Annotated in this window: 20 protein-coding genes and 2 pseudogenes; 9 read left to right on the top strand and 13 right to left on the bottom strand. The window is 62.9% G+C overall.

Going from position 1 to position 20099, the window contains the following annotated elements:
* Positions 1–11: 11 nt before the first annotated feature.
* Positions 12–728, bottom strand: a complete 717-nt coding sequence (locus EYW42_RS12950; protein WP_135535716.1) for a CehA/McbA family metallohydrolase — start codon at positions 726–728, stop codon at positions 12–14.
* A 105-nt stretch (positions 729–833) separates the two neighbouring features.
* On the opposite strand from EYW42_RS12950, the gene EYW42_RS12945 reads away from it, so the two are divergent.
* The 4 genes and pseudogenes from EYW42_RS12945 to EYW42_RS20705 form a co-directional block, all read left to right on the top strand.
* Complete coding sequence (locus tag EYW42_RS12945; RefSeq protein ID WP_237561329.1) at positions 834–1754, top strand: diacylglycerol/lipid kinase family protein; 921 nt, start codon at positions 834–836, stop codon at positions 1752–1754.
* Positions 1755–1793: 39 nt separating this feature from the next.
* On the top strand, positions 1794–2363 hold the full coding sequence (locus EYW42_RS12940; RefSeq protein ID WP_135535714.1) for an NUDIX hydrolase: 570 nt from the start codon (positions 1794–1796) through the stop codon (positions 2361–2363).
* A gap of 185 nt (positions 2364–2548) precedes the next feature.
* On the top strand, positions 2549–2869 hold the full coding sequence (locus tag EYW42_RS12935; RefSeq protein ID WP_135535713.1) for a DUF7853 family protein: 321 nt from the start codon (positions 2549–2551) through the stop codon (positions 2867–2869).
* Between the two features lie 331 nt (positions 2870–3200).
* Positions 3201–4952 (top strand): annotated as a pseudogene (locus EYW42_RS20705) (DUF7282 domain-containing protein); the annotation flags it as partial.
* An 84-nt stretch (positions 4953–5036) separates the two neighbouring features.
* Here the strand turns inward: EYW42_RS20705 and EYW42_RS20700 are convergent.
* Positions 5037–5414 (bottom strand): annotated as a pseudogene (locus tag EYW42_RS20700) (hypothetical protein); the annotation flags it as partial.
* On the opposite strand from EYW42_RS20700, the gene EYW42_RS20695 reads away from it, so the two are divergent.
* Entirely contained in the window at positions 5301–6320 is a 1020-nt protein-coding gene (locus EYW42_RS20695) for a DUF7282 domain-containing protein (RefSeq protein WP_449271873.1), read from the top strand. The pseudogene EYW42_RS20700 and the gene EYW42_RS20695 overlap by 114 nt on opposite strands.
* Before the next feature lie 6 nt (positions 6321–6326).
* Here EYW42_RS20695 and EYW42_RS12925 read toward each other — a convergent pair whose 3' ends face one another.
* The gene (locus tag EYW42_RS12925; protein WP_135535711.1) at positions 6327–6632 is read right to left on the bottom strand and encodes a hypothetical protein; all 306 of its coding nucleotides are present in this window, start codon (positions 6630–6632) and stop codon (positions 6327–6329) included.
* Complete coding sequence (locus EYW42_RS12920; RefSeq protein WP_135535710.1) at positions 6622–7662, bottom strand: zinc-binding dehydrogenase; 1041 nt, start codon at positions 7660–7662, stop codon at positions 6622–6624. Before EYW42_RS12920 ends, EYW42_RS12925 begins: the two co-directional genes overlap by 11 nt.
* A gap of 351 nt (positions 7663–8013) precedes the next feature.
* On the opposite strand from EYW42_RS12920, the gene EYW42_RS12915 reads away from it, so the two are divergent.
* On the top strand, positions 8014–8619 hold the full coding sequence (locus tag EYW42_RS12915) for a MogA/MoaB family molybdenum cofactor biosynthesis protein (RefSeq protein ID WP_237561337.1): 606 nt from the start codon (positions 8014–8016) through the stop codon (positions 8617–8619).
* Positions 8620–8688: 69 nt separating this feature from the next.
* The gene (locus EYW42_RS12910) at positions 8689–9285 is read left to right on the top strand and encodes a riboflavin synthase (protein WP_135535708.1); all 597 of its coding nucleotides are present in this window, start codon (positions 8689–8691) and stop codon (positions 9283–9285) included.
* Here the strand turns inward: EYW42_RS12910 and EYW42_RS12905 are convergent, their stop codons facing one another.
* On the bottom strand, positions 9286–9603 hold the full coding sequence (locus EYW42_RS12905; RefSeq protein ID WP_135535707.1) for a cupin domain-containing protein: 318 nt from the start codon (positions 9601–9603) through the stop codon (positions 9286–9288).
* Between the two features lie 390 nt (positions 9604–9993).
* Between EYW42_RS12905 and EYW42_RS12900 the strand changes: the two genes are divergently transcribed.
* On the top strand, positions 9994–10989 hold the full coding sequence (locus EYW42_RS12900; RefSeq protein WP_135535706.1) for a WD40/YVTN/BNR-like repeat-containing protein: 996 nt from the start codon (positions 9994–9996) through the stop codon (positions 10987–10989).
* Positions 10990–11232: 243 nt separating this feature from the next.
* The gene (locus tag EYW42_RS12895) at positions 11233–12366 is read left to right on the top strand and encodes a citrate synthase (RefSeq protein WP_135535705.1); all 1134 of its coding nucleotides are present in this window, start codon (positions 11233–11235) and stop codon (positions 12364–12366) included.
* A gap of 78 nt (positions 12367–12444) precedes the next feature.
* On the opposite strand, the gene EYW42_RS12890 is transcribed toward EYW42_RS12895, so the two are convergent.
* The 8 genes from EYW42_RS12890 to EYW42_RS12855 all read right to left on the bottom strand — a co-directional run bounded on the left by EYW42_RS12890 (position 12445) and on the right by EYW42_RS12855 (position 20052).
* Positions 12445–12771, bottom strand: coding sequence for a DUF7126 family protein (locus EYW42_RS12890; protein ID WP_135535704.1), 327 nt, complete (start codon positions 12769–12771; stop codon positions 12445–12447).
* Positions 12771–13688 carry a glutamine-hydrolyzing GMP synthase gene (gene guaA, locus EYW42_RS12885; protein WP_135535703.1) on the bottom strand — a complete coding sequence of 306 codons (918 nt, stop codon included), beginning with the start codon at positions 13686–13688 and terminating at the stop codon, positions 12771–12773. The genes EYW42_RS12890 and guaA overlap by 1 nt, the downstream gene beginning before the upstream one ends.
* A complete protein-coding gene (locus EYW42_RS12880; RefSeq protein ID WP_135535702.1) occupies positions 13688–15373 on the bottom strand; it encodes a CTP synthase in 1686 nt (561 codons plus the stop codon). Before EYW42_RS12880 ends, guaA begins: the two co-directional genes overlap by 1 nt.
* Positions 15374–15454: 81 nt before the next feature.
* A complete protein-coding gene (locus EYW42_RS12875) occupies positions 15455–17059 on the bottom strand; it encodes a hypothetical protein (protein ID WP_135535701.1) in 1605 nt (534 codons plus the stop codon).
* The gene (locus tag EYW42_RS12870) at positions 17049–17411 is read right to left on the bottom strand and encodes a hypothetical protein (protein ID WP_135535700.1); all 363 of its coding nucleotides are present in this window, start codon (positions 17409–17411) and stop codon (positions 17049–17051) included. The genes EYW42_RS12875 and EYW42_RS12870 overlap by 11 nt, the downstream gene beginning before the upstream one ends.
* A 46-nt stretch (positions 17412–17457) precedes the next feature.
* Positions 17458–18339 (bottom strand): halocin C8-like domain-containing protein, encoded by an 882-nt coding sequence (locus EYW42_RS12865; protein WP_135535699.1) that lies wholly within the window; start codon positions 18337–18339, stop codon positions 17458–17460.
* Between the two features lie 192 nt (positions 18340–18531).
* Positions 18532–19296, bottom strand: a complete 765-nt coding sequence (locus tag EYW42_RS12860) for a helix-turn-helix transcriptional regulator (RefSeq protein ID WP_135535698.1) — start codon at positions 19294–19296, stop codon at positions 18532–18534.
* 147 nt (positions 19297–19443) lie between these two features.
* On the bottom strand, positions 19444–20052 hold the full coding sequence (locus EYW42_RS12855) for a CocE/NonD family hydrolase (protein WP_135535697.1): 609 nt from the start codon (positions 20050–20052) through the stop codon (positions 19444–19446).
* Between the last annotated feature and the right edge of the window lie 47 nt (positions 20053–20099).

Here is a 20099-nt window from a genome sequence, read left to right as displayed (position 1 = left end):
CTCGTACGTCGTCACGGCTGGTTTTCCTGTTCGCCGGGCGGCGCGCCGACGCCGGGGGTCAGCCACTCGGGCTTGTCGAGGTAGCCTTTCCACTCGTGGATCTTCCGGTAGGCCGGCCTGAGGAGTCCGTTCGGGAACCCGTGGCCGACCTGCGCCTCGATCCTCCCGTCCCGGATGGCCGCCACGACGCTTTCCGGGGTGAGTTCCGTGGTGTCGACGGTCGTGAAGGCCCGGCCGACCTCGAACGGGTAGTGCGCGTCGCTGCCGCCGGTCATCGGGAGGTCGTGCCCTCTGGCGAGATGCTCGACCCACGGTCGCGTTCTCGGGTGCTTGCCGTTGATTTCGATAGCGTCGAACGGCGCGTCGACGTCCCGAACCGTGCTGTTCCGGTAGGGGTGCGCGATGATCGCCGCACAGTCACGTTCGTGGGCTAAATCGACGGTTTCACGGGGAGTGAGCGTCTCCGGACGCATCTCTTTCGGCGGGTCGGGACCGATAACGAGAACGTGTCCCCGAGTCGTCGTCACCTCGATTCCGGGGATGACCACGAAGTCATCCGGCGTCTCGAACTGCCGATAGTAGTCGTGATTTGTCGTGGCGAGGCCGTGGAGGCCGCGGCGCTTGGCCGCCCAGACCAACATCCGGAACCCGGTCGGATCGTAGAACTCGCCGAGGCGCGGTCGACCGTGGAAAAACCGCGTATGGGAGTGAAGGTCGATGGCGAACACGCTAGCCGTACGACCGCGGTAGCCTTAACTGTCGGTTGGTCCGCTCTCCGGCAGCCCCCGGCCCATTTGCACGTCGACCACGTACGTCCGGTCGAGGGGATCGGAGTGAGTGACACAGAAGCGGCCGACGAACGACGCGTGCTCGTGATGAACCCACAGAGCGGTAGCGCCGACCATGGCCCGGAAATCCACGGCCGGGCCGCCGACCACGGGTTCGACGTGCGGGAGACGGAGGGTGAAGGAGACGCCGCCGATCTGGCGGCCGAGGCGGCCGAGGCGGGAGCCGATGTCATCGCTGCGGCCGGCGGGGACGGGACGCTGAACGAGGTGGTCCGCGGCATTGACCGGGCCGACGCTTTCGAGGACGTGACGTTCTGCGCCGTTCCCGCGGGCACTGGCAACAACTTCGCGGGGAACGTCGGCGTGACGAGCATCGCCGACGCGTTCGACGTGATAGAACGTGGTGAGGAGCGCGTGATCGACCTCGGACGAGCGAACGACGAGCCGTTCATCAACTCCTGTGTCGGCGGCCTCACGGCCGACGCCAGCGTCAACACCAGTTCGGAACTGAAAGAGCGGATCGGCGTCGTCGCGTACGTCGTCAGCACGCTACGAACGCTGCCGGAGTTCGACGCCGTCCCGCTGCAGGTCCAGACGAGCGACGAGATCGCCGAACCCTGGAGCGGCGAGGCGCTGATCGTCTTCGTGGGGAACTGCCGTCGCCCGATGCGAGACGGCCGAACGCAGGCGAACGTCGAGGACGGCCTGTTCGAAGTGACCGTCATCGAGGACGAACCGGCGATAGACCTGGTCGGGGACGCTGTCGGACGACGGCTGTTCGGCGGCGACGCCGTCGACATCGTCCAGCGCCACACGCCCGAACTGACGATCACGACCGACGCCGACGAGTCGATAAATTACAGCCTCGACGGGGAAATGATCTCGGCGGCCGACCTCCATCTCGTCACGGAACGCCGCCGTCTCAAAACCAGAGTGGGCGAAACGTACGACCCTAACCCGGACTGATCCGAAGACTGTTTGACCCACCCAGACAATCTGTCTGCCATGAGTGCCAACGAGGGGACTGCGGACGAGGCAGTCCACGAGAACGCCGGACAGGATGTCATCGGCGTCGACGCGGACGACAACGAGCAAGGACTGGTTAACAGATTAGCGGCCCACACTGGAGACGGTATCCGCCACCGCGCGTTCACCGCTCTCGTCTTCGACGAGGATGGACGGATCCTGCTGGCACAGCGGAGTCCGGACAAGCGTCTCTGGGACACCCACTGGGACGGTACCGTCGCTTCGCATCCGGTCGAGGGCCAGACGCAGAAAGAGGCGACGCGCCAGCGCCTCGAAGAGGAACTCGGGATCACGCCGGACCAGTACGGCGAATTACGTCTGACCGATAAGTTCGAGTACAAGCGGTACTACGAGAACGCCGGCGTCGAACACGAGGTCTGTGCGGTCCTTCAGGTAACACTCAGCGACACGACTCTCGACCCCAACGAAGAGGAGGTCGCCGGCCTCATGTGGGTCCCCTACGAGCGCCTTCACCGGAACCCCCAGTGGTATCGACAGCTCCGTCTCTGCCCCTGGTTCCAGATCGCGATGCGCAGGGACGTAGAGTGACTGAAGGGAACTGATCGACTGGTTTCGGCATCACCTTGTAACCATACATTCGTATTAATCAAACGAACTAAAACGCCTGTACAGTCTGAAAAAACTCAAATTACTTCGGGATAGTAAGACCTCAATGACAGGTTTAATAGTCCGCCGGCCCGTAGGAGAGCGTAGGGAACCATCCCTGATAACCAATGAGTACGACCACGCCGGACACTGGCGCAGAACCGCTCGATCTGACGCGGGCGGAGCGGTGGGTCCTTCACGACGTGATGCTCCGCGAACTCGAAGCGGCGGCAGAAGCAGAGGAATCGCCGCCGTGGTGGGCTCACGCCGTCCTCGAACAGGTCGAAGCGAACGACCTGGCACTGACGTGCTTCGAAGCCTGGCGGATCAAGCGGGCGCTCGAAACGTACGTCAAAGATGCGCCCGAACGGGACCTCAAGCCGACGGCATCCGTTATCGACCAACTGGACGCCGCGTACGAAGCGCCGCCGGCCACGGTTCTGGGGTGACGAACATCCGATTTTCTCGGGTTACAGCGTACACGCCTCGCCTGTGACCCTCTTTTAGGCGACAGGACCTCCTCACGACAGGTAGGAACGCTAATCGTTCGTTTTTCCACGGCTCGGTACGTCTCATCGGCCGAGTAACACCGAATTACCGGGTTCTGACGGCCGTATACGCTGTTACCGATGGTCCGAACTGCATCGTTCAGCGGTCGACCACGCCGACGACACCGGACGAATCGAACTACTGTCAGTGTTACGTCGCAGTTTATCTCCGCGGTCGATCTAAACGTTCGACGGCGTTTATTTTCGTCGTCGTGGACCGTTTCAAGCGCGCATGAGACGAAAAACAACCAAATTCAGTGCCGTTTTTGTAGCCGTCTTGATGGTCCTATCGACGGGGGTAGCAACCGCTGCCGCCGCACCGACAGCCCAAGACGAGTCGCCGAACGTATCGATACAAGATCAGACAACGGCGGGAGATTCGATCCAGATCGAGTCCGCATACGTCCCGGAGGGGGGCTTCGTCGTCCTCCACGAGGGGTCAGTGGACGGTGAGGTCATCGGTGTCTCCGAGTTCCGGCCCGCCGGCGAGCACAACGACTTCCAGATCCAGCTAGACCAGTCGATAGAATCTGACACGACCGTGGTCGCGGTGCTTCACCGGGACACGAACGTTAACCGCGTGTTCGATGGAGTCGACGCGTCGACGGACGACGCGTACACTACCAACGGCGAGGTAGTCACCTCGATGGCAGGCGTAACGGTCGAAACGGAGGAAGACGGAGCTATCGAGGATGAAGAGACTGGGGAAGGGAACGACACGGAGACCGTGACCGAGTTCGAATCGACTGCCAACGTCACCTTCGAGAACCAGAGTTCTGAGGGGACGAGCGTGGTGATCGATTCGGTCAACAGCACGAACGGGACGTTCGTCGCCATCCATGACGCAACCCTGTTAGAAGGGAACGTCATCGGTAGCGTCATCGGCGTCTCCGAGTTCCTCCCCGCCGGCGAGCACGAGAACGTAACAGTCGAACTGTTCGACGTGCCCGGTGCGGAGTTCGAAGAGACGGAGCTGACGGAGAGCCAGACGCTCATCGCGATGCCGCATCAGGACACGGACGACAACCGGAACTACGACTTCGTCGCCTCGAACGGCAGTGAAGACGGCCCGTACGTCAACGAAACCGGTGTACCCGTCACTGACGACGGGTTCGTTCTGGTCGAGGTGCCCGGTGAAGACAACGTGACGGAGGACAACGTTACCGAGAACATCACCGAAGACAACGTCACCGAGAACGTCACTGAAGACAACGTGACGGACAATGTCACCGAGGACAACGTAACTGAAGCCATCACTGAAGAGAACCGGACGGTCGAGAACGTCACTATCGAGAACCTGACCGTCGAAAACCTCACCATCGAGAACGTTACGGTCCAGAATCTCACCGTGGAGAACCTCAGTGTCGAAAACTTCGTCGTCATCATCGACCTTGGAGACGGACCGATGAACTTGACGGACAATATCCCTGCGAACTTGACAGAGAACATTTCCGCGAATCTGACGGATAACATCACCGCAAACCTGACGGACAACGTGACTGAAGACAACGTGACTGACAACGTCACCGAAGACAACGTCACCGAGAACGTCACGGACAACGACAGTGAAGAAGCACCGACTGCGAACGTCACCTTCGACGATCAGATGTCGAACGGGACCGCAGTCAATGTCAACTCGACGAACCTCTCAGACGGGGGTTTCATCGCCATCCACGAGGTGACCGAATCCGACGAGACGACCCCGGCGGACGAGACTGACGACTCAGACGACCGTGACGTCAGTGTCCAACCCGTCGGCGAAGAGGACGACTACGAGATCGGGGCCGTCATCGGTTCCTCGGAGTACCTGACCGCGGGTGCACACGAGAACGTGACGGTCACGCTGAACGAGACGCTTAGCGAGGATCAGCGACTCGTCGCGATGCCGCATCAGGACACCAACGACAACCTCGAGTACGATTTCGTCGCCACGAACGGCAGCGAAGACGGCCCGTACACCTACGAGAACGGCACGCCCGTCACGGACGACGGATTGGTGACAATCGAGGACGACGTAGCGGAGGACAACGCCACTGAAGACAACGTGACTGAAGACAACGTGACTGAAGACAACGTGACTGAAGACAACGTTACCGAGGATAACGTCTCTGAGGACAACGTTACCGAGGATAACGTCACCGAAGACGGCGAAGAACAGCAGATAGCTACTGACGACGCCTTCATCACCATCGAAGTACCCGGAGCGGACAATGTGACGGAGGACAATGCGACGGAAGACAACGTGACGGAAGACAATGTCACTGACGACAACGTCACCAACGTGACACAGGACAACGTGACGGACAACGTCACCGAGGACAATGTCACTAACATGACCGAGTTCGAACCGAACGCCAACGTCACGTTCGAGAACCAGAGTTCTGAGGGGACGAGCGTGGTGATCGATTCGGTCAACAGCACGAACGGGACGTTCGTCGCCATCCACGACGCAACCCTGTTAGAAGGGAACGTCATCGGCAGCGTCATCGGCGTCTCCGAGTTCCTCCCCGCCGGCGAGCACGAGAACGTGACGGTCGAACTGTTCGACGTGCCCGGTGCGGAGTTCGAAGAGACGGAACTGACGGAGAGCCAGACGCTCATCGCGATGGCACACCAGGATACGAACGACAACCTGGTCTACGACTTCGTCACCTCGAACGGTACCGAAGACGGACCCTATCTCGAAGAGACCGGTGAGTTCGTCACCGGCGGTACGAACGAGACGATCAGCAACGAGACGATGGAGAACGCGACGGAAGACAACGTGACTGAGGACAACGTCACTGAAGACAATGTGAAGGAAGACGTCACGGAGGACAACGCTACTGAGGACAACGTCACCGGTGACGCCGCGGTTGAACTGGAAGCCAACGCGACTGTTCAGTTCGACAACCAGACCACGTCTGGCGAGATAGTCGGCATAGAGTCTGTGAATCTCTCCGAGGGAGGCTTCGTCGCGATCCACAACGAGAGCCTACTAGAAGGGGACGCCATCGGCAGCGTCATCGGCGTCTCCGAGTATCTCGAACCCGGCGAACACAGCGACATCCCGGTCAGACTGTTCAACGTCTCCGGCGCGACGTTCGAGAACACGACGCTCGGCGAGAACGAGACGCTGATCGCGATGCCGCACCTCGACACGAACGAGAACGAGACGTACGACTTCGTCGCCACGAACGGCAGTGAAGACGGTCCGTACATCAACGAAACGGACGCTCCCATCATCGACGACGCGATGGTGAGTGTCGAGACGTTCGGAGGAGTGATCGACGACAACGAGACCGACGACAACGAAACCGACGACGAGACTACCGCCAACGAGACGTCCAGCGCCGTTTCGCTGCACGGCTAACGGCCGCTACGACCCGCCGCTTTCTTTTCCGCTGCGTACCGCCGACCAGACCGCGGTCCCGCCGAGTAAAAACGCGGGCAAGAGCGGGAGAACGAGTAGCGCGACCTCCCACGGTAAAGCGGGCGGCCGAACCAAGACGATCGCTGGCACGACCAGAAACGAGACGATGATGACGCCGACCAGCGTCCAGCCCCGCCAGTCGAACTCGCGGCCCTGTTCCGGGCCGGTTTCGACCGTCGCGGAGTTCGTTCCGACCGCTGCAGCGTCGTCGTCGGGGTCGTGGACGTAGCCGCCCGCGTCGTCAGAGCTCACTGTCTGGTTTTACGACCACTTTGCCAAAGCCCTCACGGTTCTCCAGCATCTCGTGGGCGCGAACCGTCCGGCTCATCGGCAAGACATCGCGGATGCGCGGTTCGAACGTTCCGTCCCAGACGAGTTCAAGGACGTCGTCCGCCTCGCCCGGCGTCGCCATCGTCGACCCGATGACCTGCAACTGGTTCCAGAAGATGCGATTGATGTTCGTCTCCGGCGCGGGTCCTGTCGTCGCCCCGCACGTGAGCAGGCGACCGCCCTTGGCGAGACTGGCGAGCGAGTCCGTCCACGTGGCCGCGCCGACGTGGTCGACGACGACGTCGACCCCGCGCTTGCCCGTGAGGTCGCGTATCTCGCTCGCGAAGTCCGCCGTTTCGTAGTTGACGACGTGGTCGGCGCCGCACTCGCGGGCGTATTCGAGTTTCTCGTCGCTGCTGCCGGTCGCGTACACCGTCGCGCCGGCGTGATCGGCGATCTGAACGGCGGCGTGGCCGACGCCGCCGCTGGCACCGAGGACGAGAACGTCCTCGCCCGGCGACACGTCGCCGCGGGAGATGAGCATTCGCCAGGCGGTCTGGAACACCAGCGGCGCGGCCGCGGCCGTCTCCCAGTCGACTCCCTCGGGGACGGGAACGAGATTTCGTTCGGGGATAGCCGCAAACTCGCTGTGAACGCCGGGTTTGTGTTCGCCGATCACGCCGAAGTTCACGCACATCGCGACGTCGCCGTCGCGGCAGTACTCGCACTCGCCGCACCACGTGCCGGCGAGCAGAGCGACGCGGTCGCCGGGTTCGAACCGCGAGACGCCGTCGCCGACAGCGTCGACGACGCCAGCGGCGTCGCTCCCCGGAACGTGGGGCATTTCGAGGTCGATATGGGGGAGACCGCGGCGCGTCCAAACGTCGAGATGGTTCAACGCGCCGGCTTTCACGTCGACCAGGACCTCGTCGTAAGCCGGGTCCGGGTCCGGGAAATCGCCGTACTCGATGACGTCGGTGTCGCCGTGGCCGGTGAATTTGACCGCCTGCATGGGAACTCCGTCGACCGCCGGAGGCAAAACGCTGCCGCTCGACTCCGCCCATCGCTGGGTCGAATTCGGGCCGCCGTGACTCGGGAGACACTTTAGTGGCGTCCGCTGGAAGTGACGGGTATGGTCGATTTCCAGTCACGCGATACGCGACGGGGGGTGGAGGACGACGAACCCGACGAAGAGGCGACGGACTCCGAGTCCGAAACGGAGGAAGCCGAGAGCGAGACAACTGAAGGCGATGACGAAGTCGAAACCACAGCCGAACCGGACGATGAAGCCGAAACCGGGGTAGACGAAGCTGTCGACGAGTCCTCGGAAGCGTCAGAGAGCCAGAATCACTCAGCGGGTCAGTTGGACGATGGGGGATCCGAAAGCCGCGACGACGAGCAGGCCGACCACGGCGGCGACGGACACGGAGACAATAGCGGACATCACGCCGGACACGACCACAGCCACGACCATCACGCCCACGACCTCGACACGCTCGGCGTTGCGGTCGTTACGGTGTCGTCGTCCCGGACGCTCTCTGACGACCCGGCAGGCGACACCATCACTGCGGCGATGGAGGCGGACGACGACGAGGTGGTGACGCGGGAACTGATCCCTGACGAGTATGACAGAATCGAAGGAACGCTCGACAATCTTGTCGGTCGGGGTGATGTCGACGTGATCGTCACGAGCGGAGGTACCGGAGTCACGCCCGACGACGTCACGATAGAAGCGGCAAAACGGCTGTTCGACAAGGAACTCCCCGGGTTTGGCGAGCTGTTTCGACTGTTGTCCTACGACGAGATCGGGACGAGAGTCGTCGGCACGCGGGCGACCGCGGGTATCGTCAACGGGGTTCCGGTCTTCTGTCTCCCGGGGAGCGAGAACGCCGCCCGTCTCGGTGCCGAAACGATCATTTCGGAGGAGGCGGACCACCTCGCGGGGCTGGCGAAGCGCCCGGAAAAGTAATAACATATACGTTACGCAAAACAAGATTGGAAAGCTTCTTCTCGTCGGCGTGGGAGGGTCCGGACGACGATGTACACCGGAGTGGTGGAGACGACAGGCGTACTGCGATCGATCGACCGTACCGACGGGGGTTGTCGGCTGCGTGTAGCGACGGACACAGCCGACCTCGACGTAGAAGACAGCGTCGGCATCGATGGCGTCTGTCTGACCGCCGAACGGGTCGGAGACGGGTGGTTCGAGGCGTTTTGCTCGCGGGAGACCGTGACTCGAACGTACCTCGCCGACCGCTCCGCGGGCGACGAGGTCAACGTCGAGCGGCCGGTCGCTCTCGACGACGCCCTCGACGGTCACGTGGTCAGGGGGACGGTCGACACTGTTACACGGGTCGCGGCTATCGAACCGGACGGCGACGGCTGGCGCTACGAGTTCCGGCTTCCGGACGGGTACGAGCAGTATCTCGTCGAGAAGGGTGCGGTGGCGATAGACGGCATCAGTCTCACCATCGCGGACGTCGGCCGTGAGACGTTCACCGTCGCCGTGGTGCCGACGACGCGCGAGGTGACCACCCTCTCGGAGAAGTCGGTGGGCGATCCGGTCCACTTCGAGGCGGACCTGCTCGCGAAGTACGTCGAGCGACAGTGGACCGTCGCGGACGGGCCGGCGTAACTACCCCGGCATCGGACAGAGGCTCGCGGTCAGGACCGCCGTCTCGTCGCCGTCGTTGCGAGCGCCGTGACCGACGCCCCGCTCGTGGAGGACCACGCCCGGCGCGCTCACCTGCTCTTCCTCGCCGTCTTGCAGGACGGTGACGGTTCCCTCGACGACGTGGAAGACGTTCGTCGAATCGGCGTGTTCGTGCGGGTCGAGCGTCGCGCCCGGCCCGAGCACGAACGCCTTGACGAGTACGTCGTCGGTCACCGCGACTTCGGCGTCGACAACCTCGCCCTCGTCAGCGTCGATCTCAGGATACCGATCGAGTGCCATACGATGACGTACCGCCGCCTCGGAGATATATCTGGCCGTTATGCGTCGCGATGATGTTGTTCTGCTTCGGTTAGAGCGGCGGAACGCTCGTCACCTGGGCAGTCGGCTAGGTGTCCACAGCAAAGGCGGACGGCCCGACAACTGGCAACTCGTGAGGCCCTGTCCAGAGACGGTTCCCGAGTTCTGCTAAAAATGAACTGTATATTACCATTTACCGTTCAGACTATTTCTATTAAATCGTAGGTATTGAACTGTCTCAACACCAATCACGAGAACATATACAACCCGGCATAGAATTTCTTATATACAATAAAATCGCGCAAAAGGAGTTAATCCGATCAAACTACTTCTCGGGTTTAATACCTCGTGCCGACATGTCCCGGATGGAGCATGTTCGACTCAAACCCGAATCGACGAACGGTCCTGAAGGCGATCGGCGGCACGGCCGCAGTCGCTGCGGTACCGACAAGCGTGCAGGCGAGCGATGAAAAGTGGCGTGCAGTCGAGACGCCGACGGAGGGCACTCTCCACGGCACCGAAGCCACGACCAACGGCTACTACGCCGTCGGTGAGGGCGGTATCGTCATCCACCGCACGAACGAAGGATGGAAGAAGGTCCTCGACGGCGGGCCGACCGGCAACGGTAACGACCTGTACGGCTCGGACACGACGGACTACGGCACGCGCATGTGGTTCGTCGGGTCGAGCGGAGTAATCGGAGAGTACGACGTCGAAACGGGCAACCTCGAGGACCACTCCGCACCCAACGACAACACGAACAACTACAACGACGTCGCTGTGACCGGCGAAGGTGGCAGCGCGAACGTGTACGTGGCGGGCGACTCCGGAAAGATCTACTACAGCTTCGAGAACGGCGAGTCCGGCACGTGGGAGTACGTGACGCCCGGAAGCGGTTCCGCGATCCAGTCCATCGACTTCCACGACGACCGCTCCGGCCACGCCGTCGACTCGAACGGCCGCGTCTTCGAGACGACCGATGGCATGACCTGGGAGCCGATCGGTCTGCAGGACGCCAACGTCAACTTCTACGGCGTTGTCTCCCGAAGCGAGACAGCCCATCAGACGGAGTCTGATGACGTCGACAGCGACGGTCGCGACGGCGTTTGGGTCTCCGGCGGCGGCGGTATGGTGTTCCACTACGACGGATCCCAGTGGACCTCGGCCGACACCGGTGACGCCGGCCTGCAGGACGTCACCATCACGTCCGGCGAAGGCTACACCGTCGGCGGCGGAGGGAAACTGTACGAGTACGACGGCGATCAGTGGACGCAGGCCGACACGCCGACCGGCGAGAACCTGAAGGCGGTGCTCCAGAGCACCACCGACATCGCCGTCGGCGCTGGCGGAACGGTACTGGAACACTAAACTGCAGGCGGTCTCACGGTTGGTCCCAGGCTCCTGTCATCCCACTGTCCCCGGCACGCCAGCCGGTTGTCAGAGAGCACCCCTCACCGGGGACAGACGTTGTTTCGGACCGGGCGTAGCAAGCGGCGAAACCGCGTGTTTGGCCGAGGTTCGTGGCCCGCGTCTCACCGACGTGCGGCACCGTCTTGTTCCTGCCACGACACGTCGCCACAACTTATACCGCCGCCCGCATAACAAACCGATATGCCCGGATCAGACCTCAATCGAGGACTCGAAGGTATCACGGTCGCCGAGACGCGACTCAGCTACATCGACGGCGAGTCCGGCGAACTCGTTATCGGCGGGTTCCCGGTCAAGGAACTCGCGGTCGACGCGACGTACGAGGAGAGCGTCTTCCTCCTGTTGAACGACCGCCTTCCTGCCGCCGACGAACTCGCCGAATTCCGCTCCGATCTCGCGAACCGCCGCGAAGTGGGAGACGAGGTTCGGGCGGTCCTCCGGCGGGCCGCCGAGGAGGAAAAGCCCGCGATGGACGCCCTTCGGATGGGCGCTGCGGCGGCGAATCTCGGAACGGGCGAGGAGAACCCGCGGGAGGACGCCCGACGCGTCATCGCCGTACTGCCGACCATCGTTGCGGCGTACTGGCGCTACCGCCAGGGAGCGGAACCGGTCGCGCCCCACGAGGAACTGGGCCACGCGGCAAACTACCTCTACATGCTGACGGGAGAGGAGCCGAGCGACCCACAAGTGCGGGGGCTAGAAACCTATCTCAACACCGTGATAGACCACGGCCTGAACGCGTCGACGTTCAGTGCCCGAACGGTGGTCTCGACCGAATCGGACGTCGTCAGCGCGGCGGCGGCCGCCGTCGGAACGCTCAAAGGTCCACTGCACGGCGGTGCTCCCGGCCCCGTCCTCGACATGCTGGAGGAGGTCCACGAGTCCGGCGACGCCGAGGCGTACGTCCGCGAGACGCTGGAGTCCGGCGAGCGACTGATGGGCTTTGGCCACCGTGTCTACCGCGTCCGGGACCCGCGGGCGGCGGTGCTCTCGACGGCCGCCGAGCGATTCTACGAGGCGGCGGGCGACGACTCCTTCTTCGAGACTGTCCAGGAGTTCGAGAACGTCGCCGTCGACGTTCTGGCCGAGCACAAGCCGGACCGACGGTTGGAGACGAACGTCGAGTTCTACACCGCCGCCCTGCTGCGCGGCGTCGGCGTCCCACGGGACCTGTTCACGGCGACGTTCGGGGTGTCCCGAGTCGGCGGGTGGATGGCGCACTGCCTGGAACAGCTAGACGACAACCGCCTCATCAGACCGCGCTCTCGCTACGTCGGGGAGACGGACCGAACGTGGACCCCCGTCGAGAACCGATAGCAGCCGAACGGAGTGGGACATAACGCCATACAGAACAGTCGAGCAGTCGGAACTGCCCGGCACTTTCGTACTCGGCGGTTACGCAGTACCGCTCAGTTCCTCGGCGACCGCGTCCGGGCCGAGCAGGTCGGGGTCGACTGCGAGGTCGACCTGCGCGCTGGCGAACTCCGGGAACGAGTCCCGCGAGTAGATGACGACGCGGAGGTCGTCGTTGAGGTCTTTCGCGATGGGGACGGCGGTCGCCTGTTCCACGTCCGTCAGGACGAACAGGTCCGCATCGACGATGCCGGCCTCCTCCAGCGCGGGGCGCGTGGCTATCTCCTCGACCGTCGCGACCTCGTTCCCCTCGCCTTCCAGGTTCACAATCAGTCCCTCGTCGTCGTGGCCCGCGAACACTACCTGCATCACTCGTACTCTATGGTGGCCGGCGGCTTGTGTGTCACGTCGTAGACGACCCGTGCGACGTTCTCGTGGGAGCCGGTGATCCGGGACTGGATCCGCTGGAGCGTCTCCCAGTCGATCTCTTGGGCGCGGGCAGTCATGCCGTCCCGCGATTCGACGGAGCGGACGGAGACGACCCAACCGTGGACGCGGTTGTCCCCCTTGACGCCCGTCGCCTTGCCGATGACGGCGGCCAGTGCCTGCCAGGGCTCGTACTCCACCAGTTCCTCCTCGACGACGTGGTTCGCTTCGCGCGCGACCTCGAGTTTCTCCTCGGTGACCTCGCCGATGATCCGCACCGCGAGTCCGGGACCCGGGAACGGCATCCGCTCGGCGACGAGTTCGTCGAGGTCGAGTTCGCGGGCGACCTCGCGGACCTCGTCCTTGTAGAGGTCGCGCATCGGCTCGACGATACCGTCGAAGTCGACCACGTCGGGCAGTCCGCCGACGTTGTGGTGGGACTTGATCGTCCCCTCGCTCTCGATGCGGTCAGGGTAGATGGTCCCCTGTACGAGGTAGTCCGCGTCGACCTCCTTCGCGACGGTCTCGAACTCCCGGATGAACTGCTCGCCGATGATGTGGCGTTTCTCCTCGGGGTCGGTCGTGTCTCCGAGCGCGTCGAGGAACCGGTCCCGGGCGTCGACTATCCGGAGCGAGTCCATGTAGTCGAACGTCTCTCTCAACTGATCGGTCTCGCCTTTCCGCATCAGGCCGGTGTCGACGTAGACGGGTGTCAACTGGTCGCCGATGGCCTCGTACGCCAGCGCGGCGGCCGTCGACGAGTCGACGCCGCCCGACAGCGCGATGACGGCGTTCGCGTCGCCGACCGCGTCGGCTATCTCAGCTATCTTCTCGTCGATGAACGAGTCTACGTCGACCATCAGGCTTCCACCTCCGTTGCCTCGGCCGCGTCGTCGGCACCGTCGACGCCGGCGCGTTCCATCACGGTGTCGACAAGTCCGACAAACGGCGGCGACGCGCGGTCCGGCCGGGAGCGGAACTCGGGGTGGAACTGCGTGCCCAGGAAGTACGGGTGACTGTCGAGTTCGAGTATCTCCATGCGGTTGCCCGCGCGACCCGAGAAGACCAGATCCGTCTCGGCGAAGTCCTCGAAGTAGTTCGGATTGACCTCGTAGCGGTGCCGGTGTCGCTCCGTGCACGCTGAACCGCCGTACACGTCCTCGGCGAGCGTCCCCGGCGTGATGTCGGTCTGGTGTGCGCCGAGACGCATCGTCCCGCCCATGTCAGACACCTCGTACTGCTCCGGGAGGATGTCAATGACGGGGTTGTTCGTCTCCTCGTCCATCTCGGCGCTGTGTGCGTCCTCGTAGCCGAGCACGTTCCGCGCCACTTCGACGACGGCCATCTGGAAGCCGAGGCACAGTCCGAGAAACGGCACGTCGTGTTCGCGAGCGTACTGTATCGCCCGGATCTTCCCTTCGGTGCCGCGGGAGCCGAACCCGCCGGGAACGACGATTCCGTCGGCCGCTTCGAGCCGGCGTCGGTGTTCGCCGCCGTCGGTTTCGTCGATCATCTCGTCGGAGTCGACCCACTGGACGTTCACGTTGACGCCTTTCGCGAGGCCCGCGTGTTTCAGCGCCTCGTTGACGGACATGTACGCGTCCTCCAGGTCGTACTTGCCGACGAGCGCGATGTCGACCTCGCCCTCGCGCTCGCGGGTGACGACCTCGCGCCAGCGGTTGTCGCGGTCGGCCGTCGGCAGCGCATCGTCGGCGAGACCGAGTTCCTGCATGACGTACTCGTCTAAGCCCTCCTCTTCGACCATCAGCGGCACGTGATAGATGTCCTCGACGTCCGGGTTCGAGAAGACGGCGTCCGTCGGAACGTCGCAAAACAGCGCGATCTTCTCTTTCGTGTGCGGTTCGAGTTTATCGTCCGCGCGCCCGACGAGGATGTCCGGCTGGAGCCCGATAGAACGAAGCTCCTTGACGCTGTGTTGGGTCGGTTTGGTCTTCTGTTCGCCGTTTTTCGAGTACGGAACGAGCGTGACGTGAGTGAAGAGGATGTCCCCCTCGTCTTCCTCGTGAGCGAACTGTCGGAGCGCTTCGAGGTACGGCATCCCCTCGATGTCGCCGACGGTACCGCCGACTTCGATGAGACAGACGTCGGTCCCCTCGGCGGCCTCGCGGATGCGCCGCTTGATGTCGGTCGTGACGTGCGGGATTATCTGGACGGTCTTGCCCAGGTAGTCGCCCGCGCGTTCCTTCTCGATGACGTGCTGGTACGTTTTGCCCGTCGTGATGTTGTGGTCGAAGGTCATGTCCTCGTCGAGGAACCGCTCGTAGTTCCCCAGGTCGAGGTCGACCTCACCGCCGTCTTTCAGCACGTACACTTCGCCGTGCTGGTAGGGGTTCATCGTCCCGGCGTCGACGTTGAGGTAGGGGTCAATCTTGACCGCCGTCACGTCGAACCCGGCGTTTTTCAGAAGACGCCCGGTGCTCGCGGCGGTGATCCCTTTCCCGAGACCAGACATCACGCCTCCAGTGACGAAAACGAACTTGTTCCCCAGTGTGGGGTCGTATTCGGATTCAGGATCGGTCGGCATACCGATTGTCCGCAACCGCGACTCAAAACCATTTCGGACCCTTGTCCGAGCGTGATACTTTGCCGTGATACGACGGAACCATCAGGATAGCGTGTAGCGGTCGAAACGAGCGGCAGCGTACAGATACGCGCTGACGGCGACGGCACCACCGACGGTCGCAGTTCCGACACCACCGACCAGTTGGATCTGCTCGGCGGAGTACGTCGGGACGGCGATCCGAAACGCGCTGGGGACAAACAGGAGGAGAAGGCCGACCAGTCCGACGACGCCGACGACGAACGAGTACAGGCCGAGAACGACGAGATTCGGGAGGATCACTTCGCGTGTATCGGAGACGGCCGTCGGTTCGGTCGCCGGGACGAGACAGCCGAGTCCGCTGGCGACCGCGGACGCACACACGGAGAGTACGACGCCGTAGAGAACCAGTGTCAGCGTTTGCCCCGCCGAGATAGGGCCGACGACCCCGAGTGCGGCGACGACGACGACCGTCGGCGAAACCGAGACACACAGTCCCGCGAGGATGCGACCACGGATGATTTCTCGCCCGGAGACGGGGGCGATCAGCAGTTGAGAGTACATCGGTCCTTCGTCTCCGATGGGGTTCAGACAGAACAGCGCCCCGCTGAGCCAGGCGCAGTACACGACCGCGGTCGGCGGCAACAGAAGGAGCACCGTCCGGAGGAACTCGGTGCGCCCCCCGCCGGCCGGGAGAAACCCCGGCAGGATCACCAACCCGGAGTAGAGAACGTGGACGAGACGGTGGGGGTTCCGGGCGGCGCGGACGATCTGGAGCCACGCGACTCGGGACGGTTGGGACCACCCGAACGGAGCGTGCCGGGTTCTCGAACGGTCGGCCGTCGGCTCAGAACAGTCGGGTGCAGTCGTGAACCACACCGCACTCACCGTCCGCCGGAGCGCAGCGACGACAGCCACCGGAAACGCTACTGCGGTCGCAGCGGCCACGGCGACCTGACGACTCGTTGCCGAACCCTGGTCCGCCCCGAGCAAAAACAGGTCGACGTACCCGTTGATCGGAAAACGGGCGGCGGCGAACTCCGCGCCGAACCAGTTTCCGCCCTCGTATCCGGACAGAATGACGACACCGCTCAGCAGGACTGTCCCCCCAAGTACCCATCTCGCGTTCCGGCTGAGGCCGCGAAGGGACGGCATTGCCACGAGACCACAGAGATACCCGCAGGTCACGCAGGCCGTCACGAGGAGACCGACAGTCACGCAACCGGTTACGACGAGAAGCAGGTCTCTGGTTCCCGACGCAAACAGCGTAATGAACACGAAAACGGGCAGTCCGACGGCGACGAGTATCCGGATGCACTCCGCCAGGACGAGACCGACGGCGACGTCGCCGGCCGACGTGGCGACGAGTACGGCGTCGCTTGCGTCCGGATAACCGGTGCTGTAGACCGCCCGAAGGAAGGTGATTCCGAGCGTGAAAACCGCCAGAAGCGACAGCTGTCCGGCGACGAACTCTTCGATCGGAACCGCGACCGACCCGCGTCCGATCCGCTCGCCGAACCTGTACACGTACGTTCCGCCGACGTACCAGAAGGGCGCAGCAAGCACGGTCGTCGCCGCAAACAGCAGGAGTCGCCGGTCGTTTTCGAACGCCCGCCGACACGTCCGTCGCAGTTCCGCGACGGCGACGCGGCGGGCGTCCTCAGATACCACGACTGCTTCCGGTACCCATTCCGCTCTCGTACACCGGTAGCATGATCAGGATCCAGATACCCATGCCGATAATCATCAACGCGTCGTCACCGGTGATCGGCGTGAATATCCCCGTGATAACCGCGGCGATAAGCAATCCGCCACCACCTCCAGCGAGCGTAACCGGTTCGTGGCCGAACACACTGTAGCCGACTGCATAACAGACTATAGCAAGCGCCGCGAGCGCAACGGCCGTGGCGTTCCACTGCGTGAAGTCGGTAAGAGTGAGAGCGTAGAGGACTGCGCCGCTGATGCTCGTTACCACTGCGTTCAAAACGATCAACCGGTTCTCGCTTATCATCTCTACCAACATGGGTTAAGATTGTGTCGTGATGGGGGTAAACTTTGTTCTTAGAAACTTAACACAGATCAAGTCGGTCGTGAGAACATATCGCCTCGTAATCGACCCCGCACCCGAGTTTCGAGATCACGTAGCACGCCGCTTGCGTGAACGTGAAACAGCCGCCTCCGGCGATGATGTTCATGCCGCTGAGGACGCCGCAGATGAACGCAGTCGAAGCCCCGCAACCGATACGACAGATCTGCTCGACGGCCTTCTTACAGCCCCAGCAGCCGATATCCCAGTCGTCGGCCGTGACTGCGTTCGTCTCGCTCGCTGACCCGCTAAAATCCGCCGTGTGCGTCGATGTCGACATCCCGTCGAGCGCGTCGACGGTTTCGGCGGTTATCGTTCCGTCGAGGTCGTCGACCGACTGCGCGTCCGCCGCGTCCGCATCGGGTTTCTCGACGTATTCGAGCGAGGCGACCGTGACGGTGCCGGTGTCAAGCGACCGGCCGATGGTGAGATACGCTTCGTCAGCGTCCGCTCCCTTGATGGGGACTGACGCCAGATCCACCTGTTCCTCGCTATCGACGCGACCGACGAGGATGCCCTCTCTGTCGAGTTCGTGGCCCCGCTCGCGGACCTCTCGCGCGAGGGCATGGAACTCGCTGGTCCGTGACAGGCGGGCGAACGCTCGACGCGCTTCCGCGTCCGTCAGTTCGTCGTACACCGACGTGTCGACCTCGTCCGTGAACTCGTCGGCTGACACCGAAGAGGCACCCAGTGTGACCAACGAGACGGTCGCGGCACCCATCCGGAGGAACTTCCGTCGACCCTGTCCGTCAGATCGATCTCGGATCCGGGACATCGCGTCCCACGTCTCCCCGCATCCGCCGGCGTCGACCTGTTCGTTCAGCTCTTCCGCGACGTCTTCCGCCGTATCGTTCCTATCAGACATGGATTGTGACTCCAGAAGGAAAGATGTGGAGTGATACCGTATAATTAACTTCTGATACTATGATATAGAATGAAACCAAGTCGAACCGTGAAAATATGCAGCGTGCGCGGGATGATCGAAACGCAGTCAGGCGACGGATTGAGAGATTATCTCACGCTTTGAGACGTCCGTCACGGGTCGAACGTCGGCCCATCAGTTTCGGATCACCGACAGGCGACGCGCGCTGCCTCTCGCGGATTCGAACTGTTCGGTCGCCCAGGTTCGGATCTGGGGATCAGAGCCGTCGAGACACCCCTGAATGTGGCCCTGGTCGTCGTACGTAGTGACTAAGACGCGGTCTTCGAGGAGAGCGTACCCCGTCCGTAGCGGCCCGGGGTGGACGAAAAGCGATCTCGCGGGAACGTCCGTGATCCAGTGATCCGTCGAACGGTCGTTTATGACCGGTTCGGTCGTCATCACCGTGATGCTGGTACTGGCTTCGAGGAGGCGGGAGTGTACGTCGTCGAGTATCGGACTCGTAACTGGCGTCATCAGCCGAACGCTGGTAGCAGTTGACTGATCGAGCGTGTCGATGTAATGCGAAAGCGGGGCGTGGGGGTCCTGTTCGGTCGCGGTAACGAGCGTGCTGTCTGCCAGCGATGCCAGCGGCGGCGCGGCGTCCGCGTCGAAATGACGGAGAACGGGTGCGGCTTCAGTCACTCGGTTGACGGTGTTGGCGACGGTTTCGTACTGTTCGAGTATGATCGATCCCGCGGCGGTGAGATGGTACCGACTGTCCCGCTTTGCGATCCAACCGCGTTCCTCGAAATCGGAGATGATCCGTTGCACCGTTGCCCGCGAGATACGGCACCGTTCGACGATGTCGCACGGACGGCCAGGGTGGTTTTTTATCGTACGCAAGAGGGCGGGGCGGTTTTCGGATCGGACCAGGTAGGATAACTGTCCCAGGGCGGACATAGTTGAGTAGTTTCGCCGCAACGTATTATAATTATACTATAAATCACGTAATTAATGGGAGTATTCCGAACTACCGACGCTCACGGACGCGCTCCCCCGTGTTTCAGTTTCGCACAGATTTACCAGCAGAGAGTGTGAGACAGGCGACTACGCGGCCGCTTCGAAGAACTCTCCGACTCGCTCGCCGATCCGGTCGTGTTTTCCGATGAAGAAGTGGTCCGCCGACAGTTCGACCACCTCGTCGCCGCGCTCGCGCGCCCGCTTGACGACAGGTTCCGGGTCTGCTGTGTCGTCGCGCGTCCCGTAGATGACCTGAACCGGGCAGTTCAGGCCGTCGAGTGCGGCCGCCGCGTCCAGGTCGTCGCCGAGTCGCGACGCGGGGGCGAGCACCGATAGGCCAGCAACGTCGCGGTCGACCGTCGCGGCGGCGAGCAGCGCCATGGCCCCGCCGAAACTGAATCCGAACAGCCCCACGTAGTCGTATCGTTCCGCCGCCCAGCGGACAGCATTACGCGCGTCCTCCCGTTCCCCGTACCCCTCGTCCCAGTCGCCGTAGTCGAACCGGAGGCAGTCGAATCCGCGAGACGTGAGCGCATCGCTCACCGCCACGAGCCGGTCGTCGCCGCGGTGTCCGCGGTGTTGCGGGTGCGGCGGGCAGGCGACGACGCAGGCCGTCGCCTCCGCCTCGCCATCCGGCGTATCTATTGTTGCGCGGACGTCCCGTGGGCCGGGGATCAGTACGTCAGTAGAGGACATGTCCGCTTCTAGGGGGAGTCAGGATTTTAAGTCACGCGTTCCCTAAA

This window comes from Halostella pelagica (genome assembly GCF_004762015.1).
Classification (GTDB): domain Archaea; phylum Halobacteriota; class Halobacteria; order Halobacteriales; family Natronoarchaeaceae; genus Halostella; species Halostella pelagica.
The sequence above is the reverse complement of the archived record's forward strand: the minus strand, read 5'-3'. Positions and strand labels throughout refer to the sequence as shown.

Bases quoted from the DNA above. Each gene is read 5' to 3' on its own strand.
- EYW42_RS12940 (WP_135535714.1), top strand. From the start codon at position 1,794: ATGAGTGCCAACGAGGGGACTGCGGACGAGGCAGTCCACGAGAACGCC.
- EYW42_RS12935 (WP_135535713.1), top strand. From the start codon at position 2,549: ATGAGTACGACCACGCCGGACACTGGCGCAGAACCGCTCGATCTGACG.
- EYW42_RS20695 (WP_449271873.1), top strand. From the start codon at position 5,301: ATGACCGAGTTCGAACCGAACGCCAACGTCACGTTCGAGAACCAGAGT.
- EYW42_RS12920 (WP_135535710.1), bottom strand. From the start codon at position 7,662: ATGCAGGCGGTCAAATTCACCGGCCACGGCGACACCGACGTCATCGAG.
- EYW42_RS12910 (WP_135535708.1), top strand. From the start codon at position 8,689: ATGTACACCGGAGTGGTGGAGACGACAGGCGTACTGCGATCGATCGAC.
- EYW42_RS12905 (WP_135535707.1), bottom strand. From the start codon at position 9,603: ATGGCACTCGATCGGTATCCTGAGATCGACGCTGACGAGGGCGAGGTT.
- EYW42_RS12900 (WP_135535706.1), top strand. From the start codon at position 9,994: ATGTTCGACTCAAACCCGAATCGACGAACGGTCCTGAAGGCGATCGGC.
- EYW42_RS12895 (WP_135535705.1), top strand. From the start codon at position 11,233: ATGCCCGGATCAGACCTCAATCGAGGACTCGAAGGTATCACGGTCGCC.
- EYW42_RS12890 (WP_135535704.1), bottom strand. From the start codon at position 12,771: ATGCAGGTAGTGTTCGCGGGCCACGACGACGAGGGACTGATTGTGAAC.
- guaA (WP_135535703.1), bottom strand. From the start codon at position 13,688: ATGGTCGACGTAGACTCGTTCATCGACGAGAAGATAGCTGAGATAGCC.
- EYW42_RS12880 (WP_135535702.1), bottom strand. From the start codon at position 15,373: ATGCCGACCGATCCTGAATCCGAATACGACCCCACACTGGGGAACAAG.
- EYW42_RS12870 (WP_135535700.1), bottom strand. From the start codon at position 17,411: ATGTTGGTAGAGATGATAAGCGAGAACCGGTTGATCGTTTTGAACGCA.
- EYW42_RS12865 (WP_135535699.1), bottom strand. From the start codon at position 18,339: ATGTCTGATAGGAACGATACGGCGGAAGACGTCGCGGAAGAGCTGAAC.
- EYW42_RS12860 (WP_135535698.1), bottom strand. From the start codon at position 19,296: ATGTCCGCCCTGGGACAGTTATCCTACCTGGTCCGATCCGAAAACCGC.
- EYW42_RS12855 (WP_135535697.1), bottom strand. From the start codon at position 20,052: ATGTCCTCTACTGACGTACTGATCCCCGGCCCACGGGACGTCCGCGCA.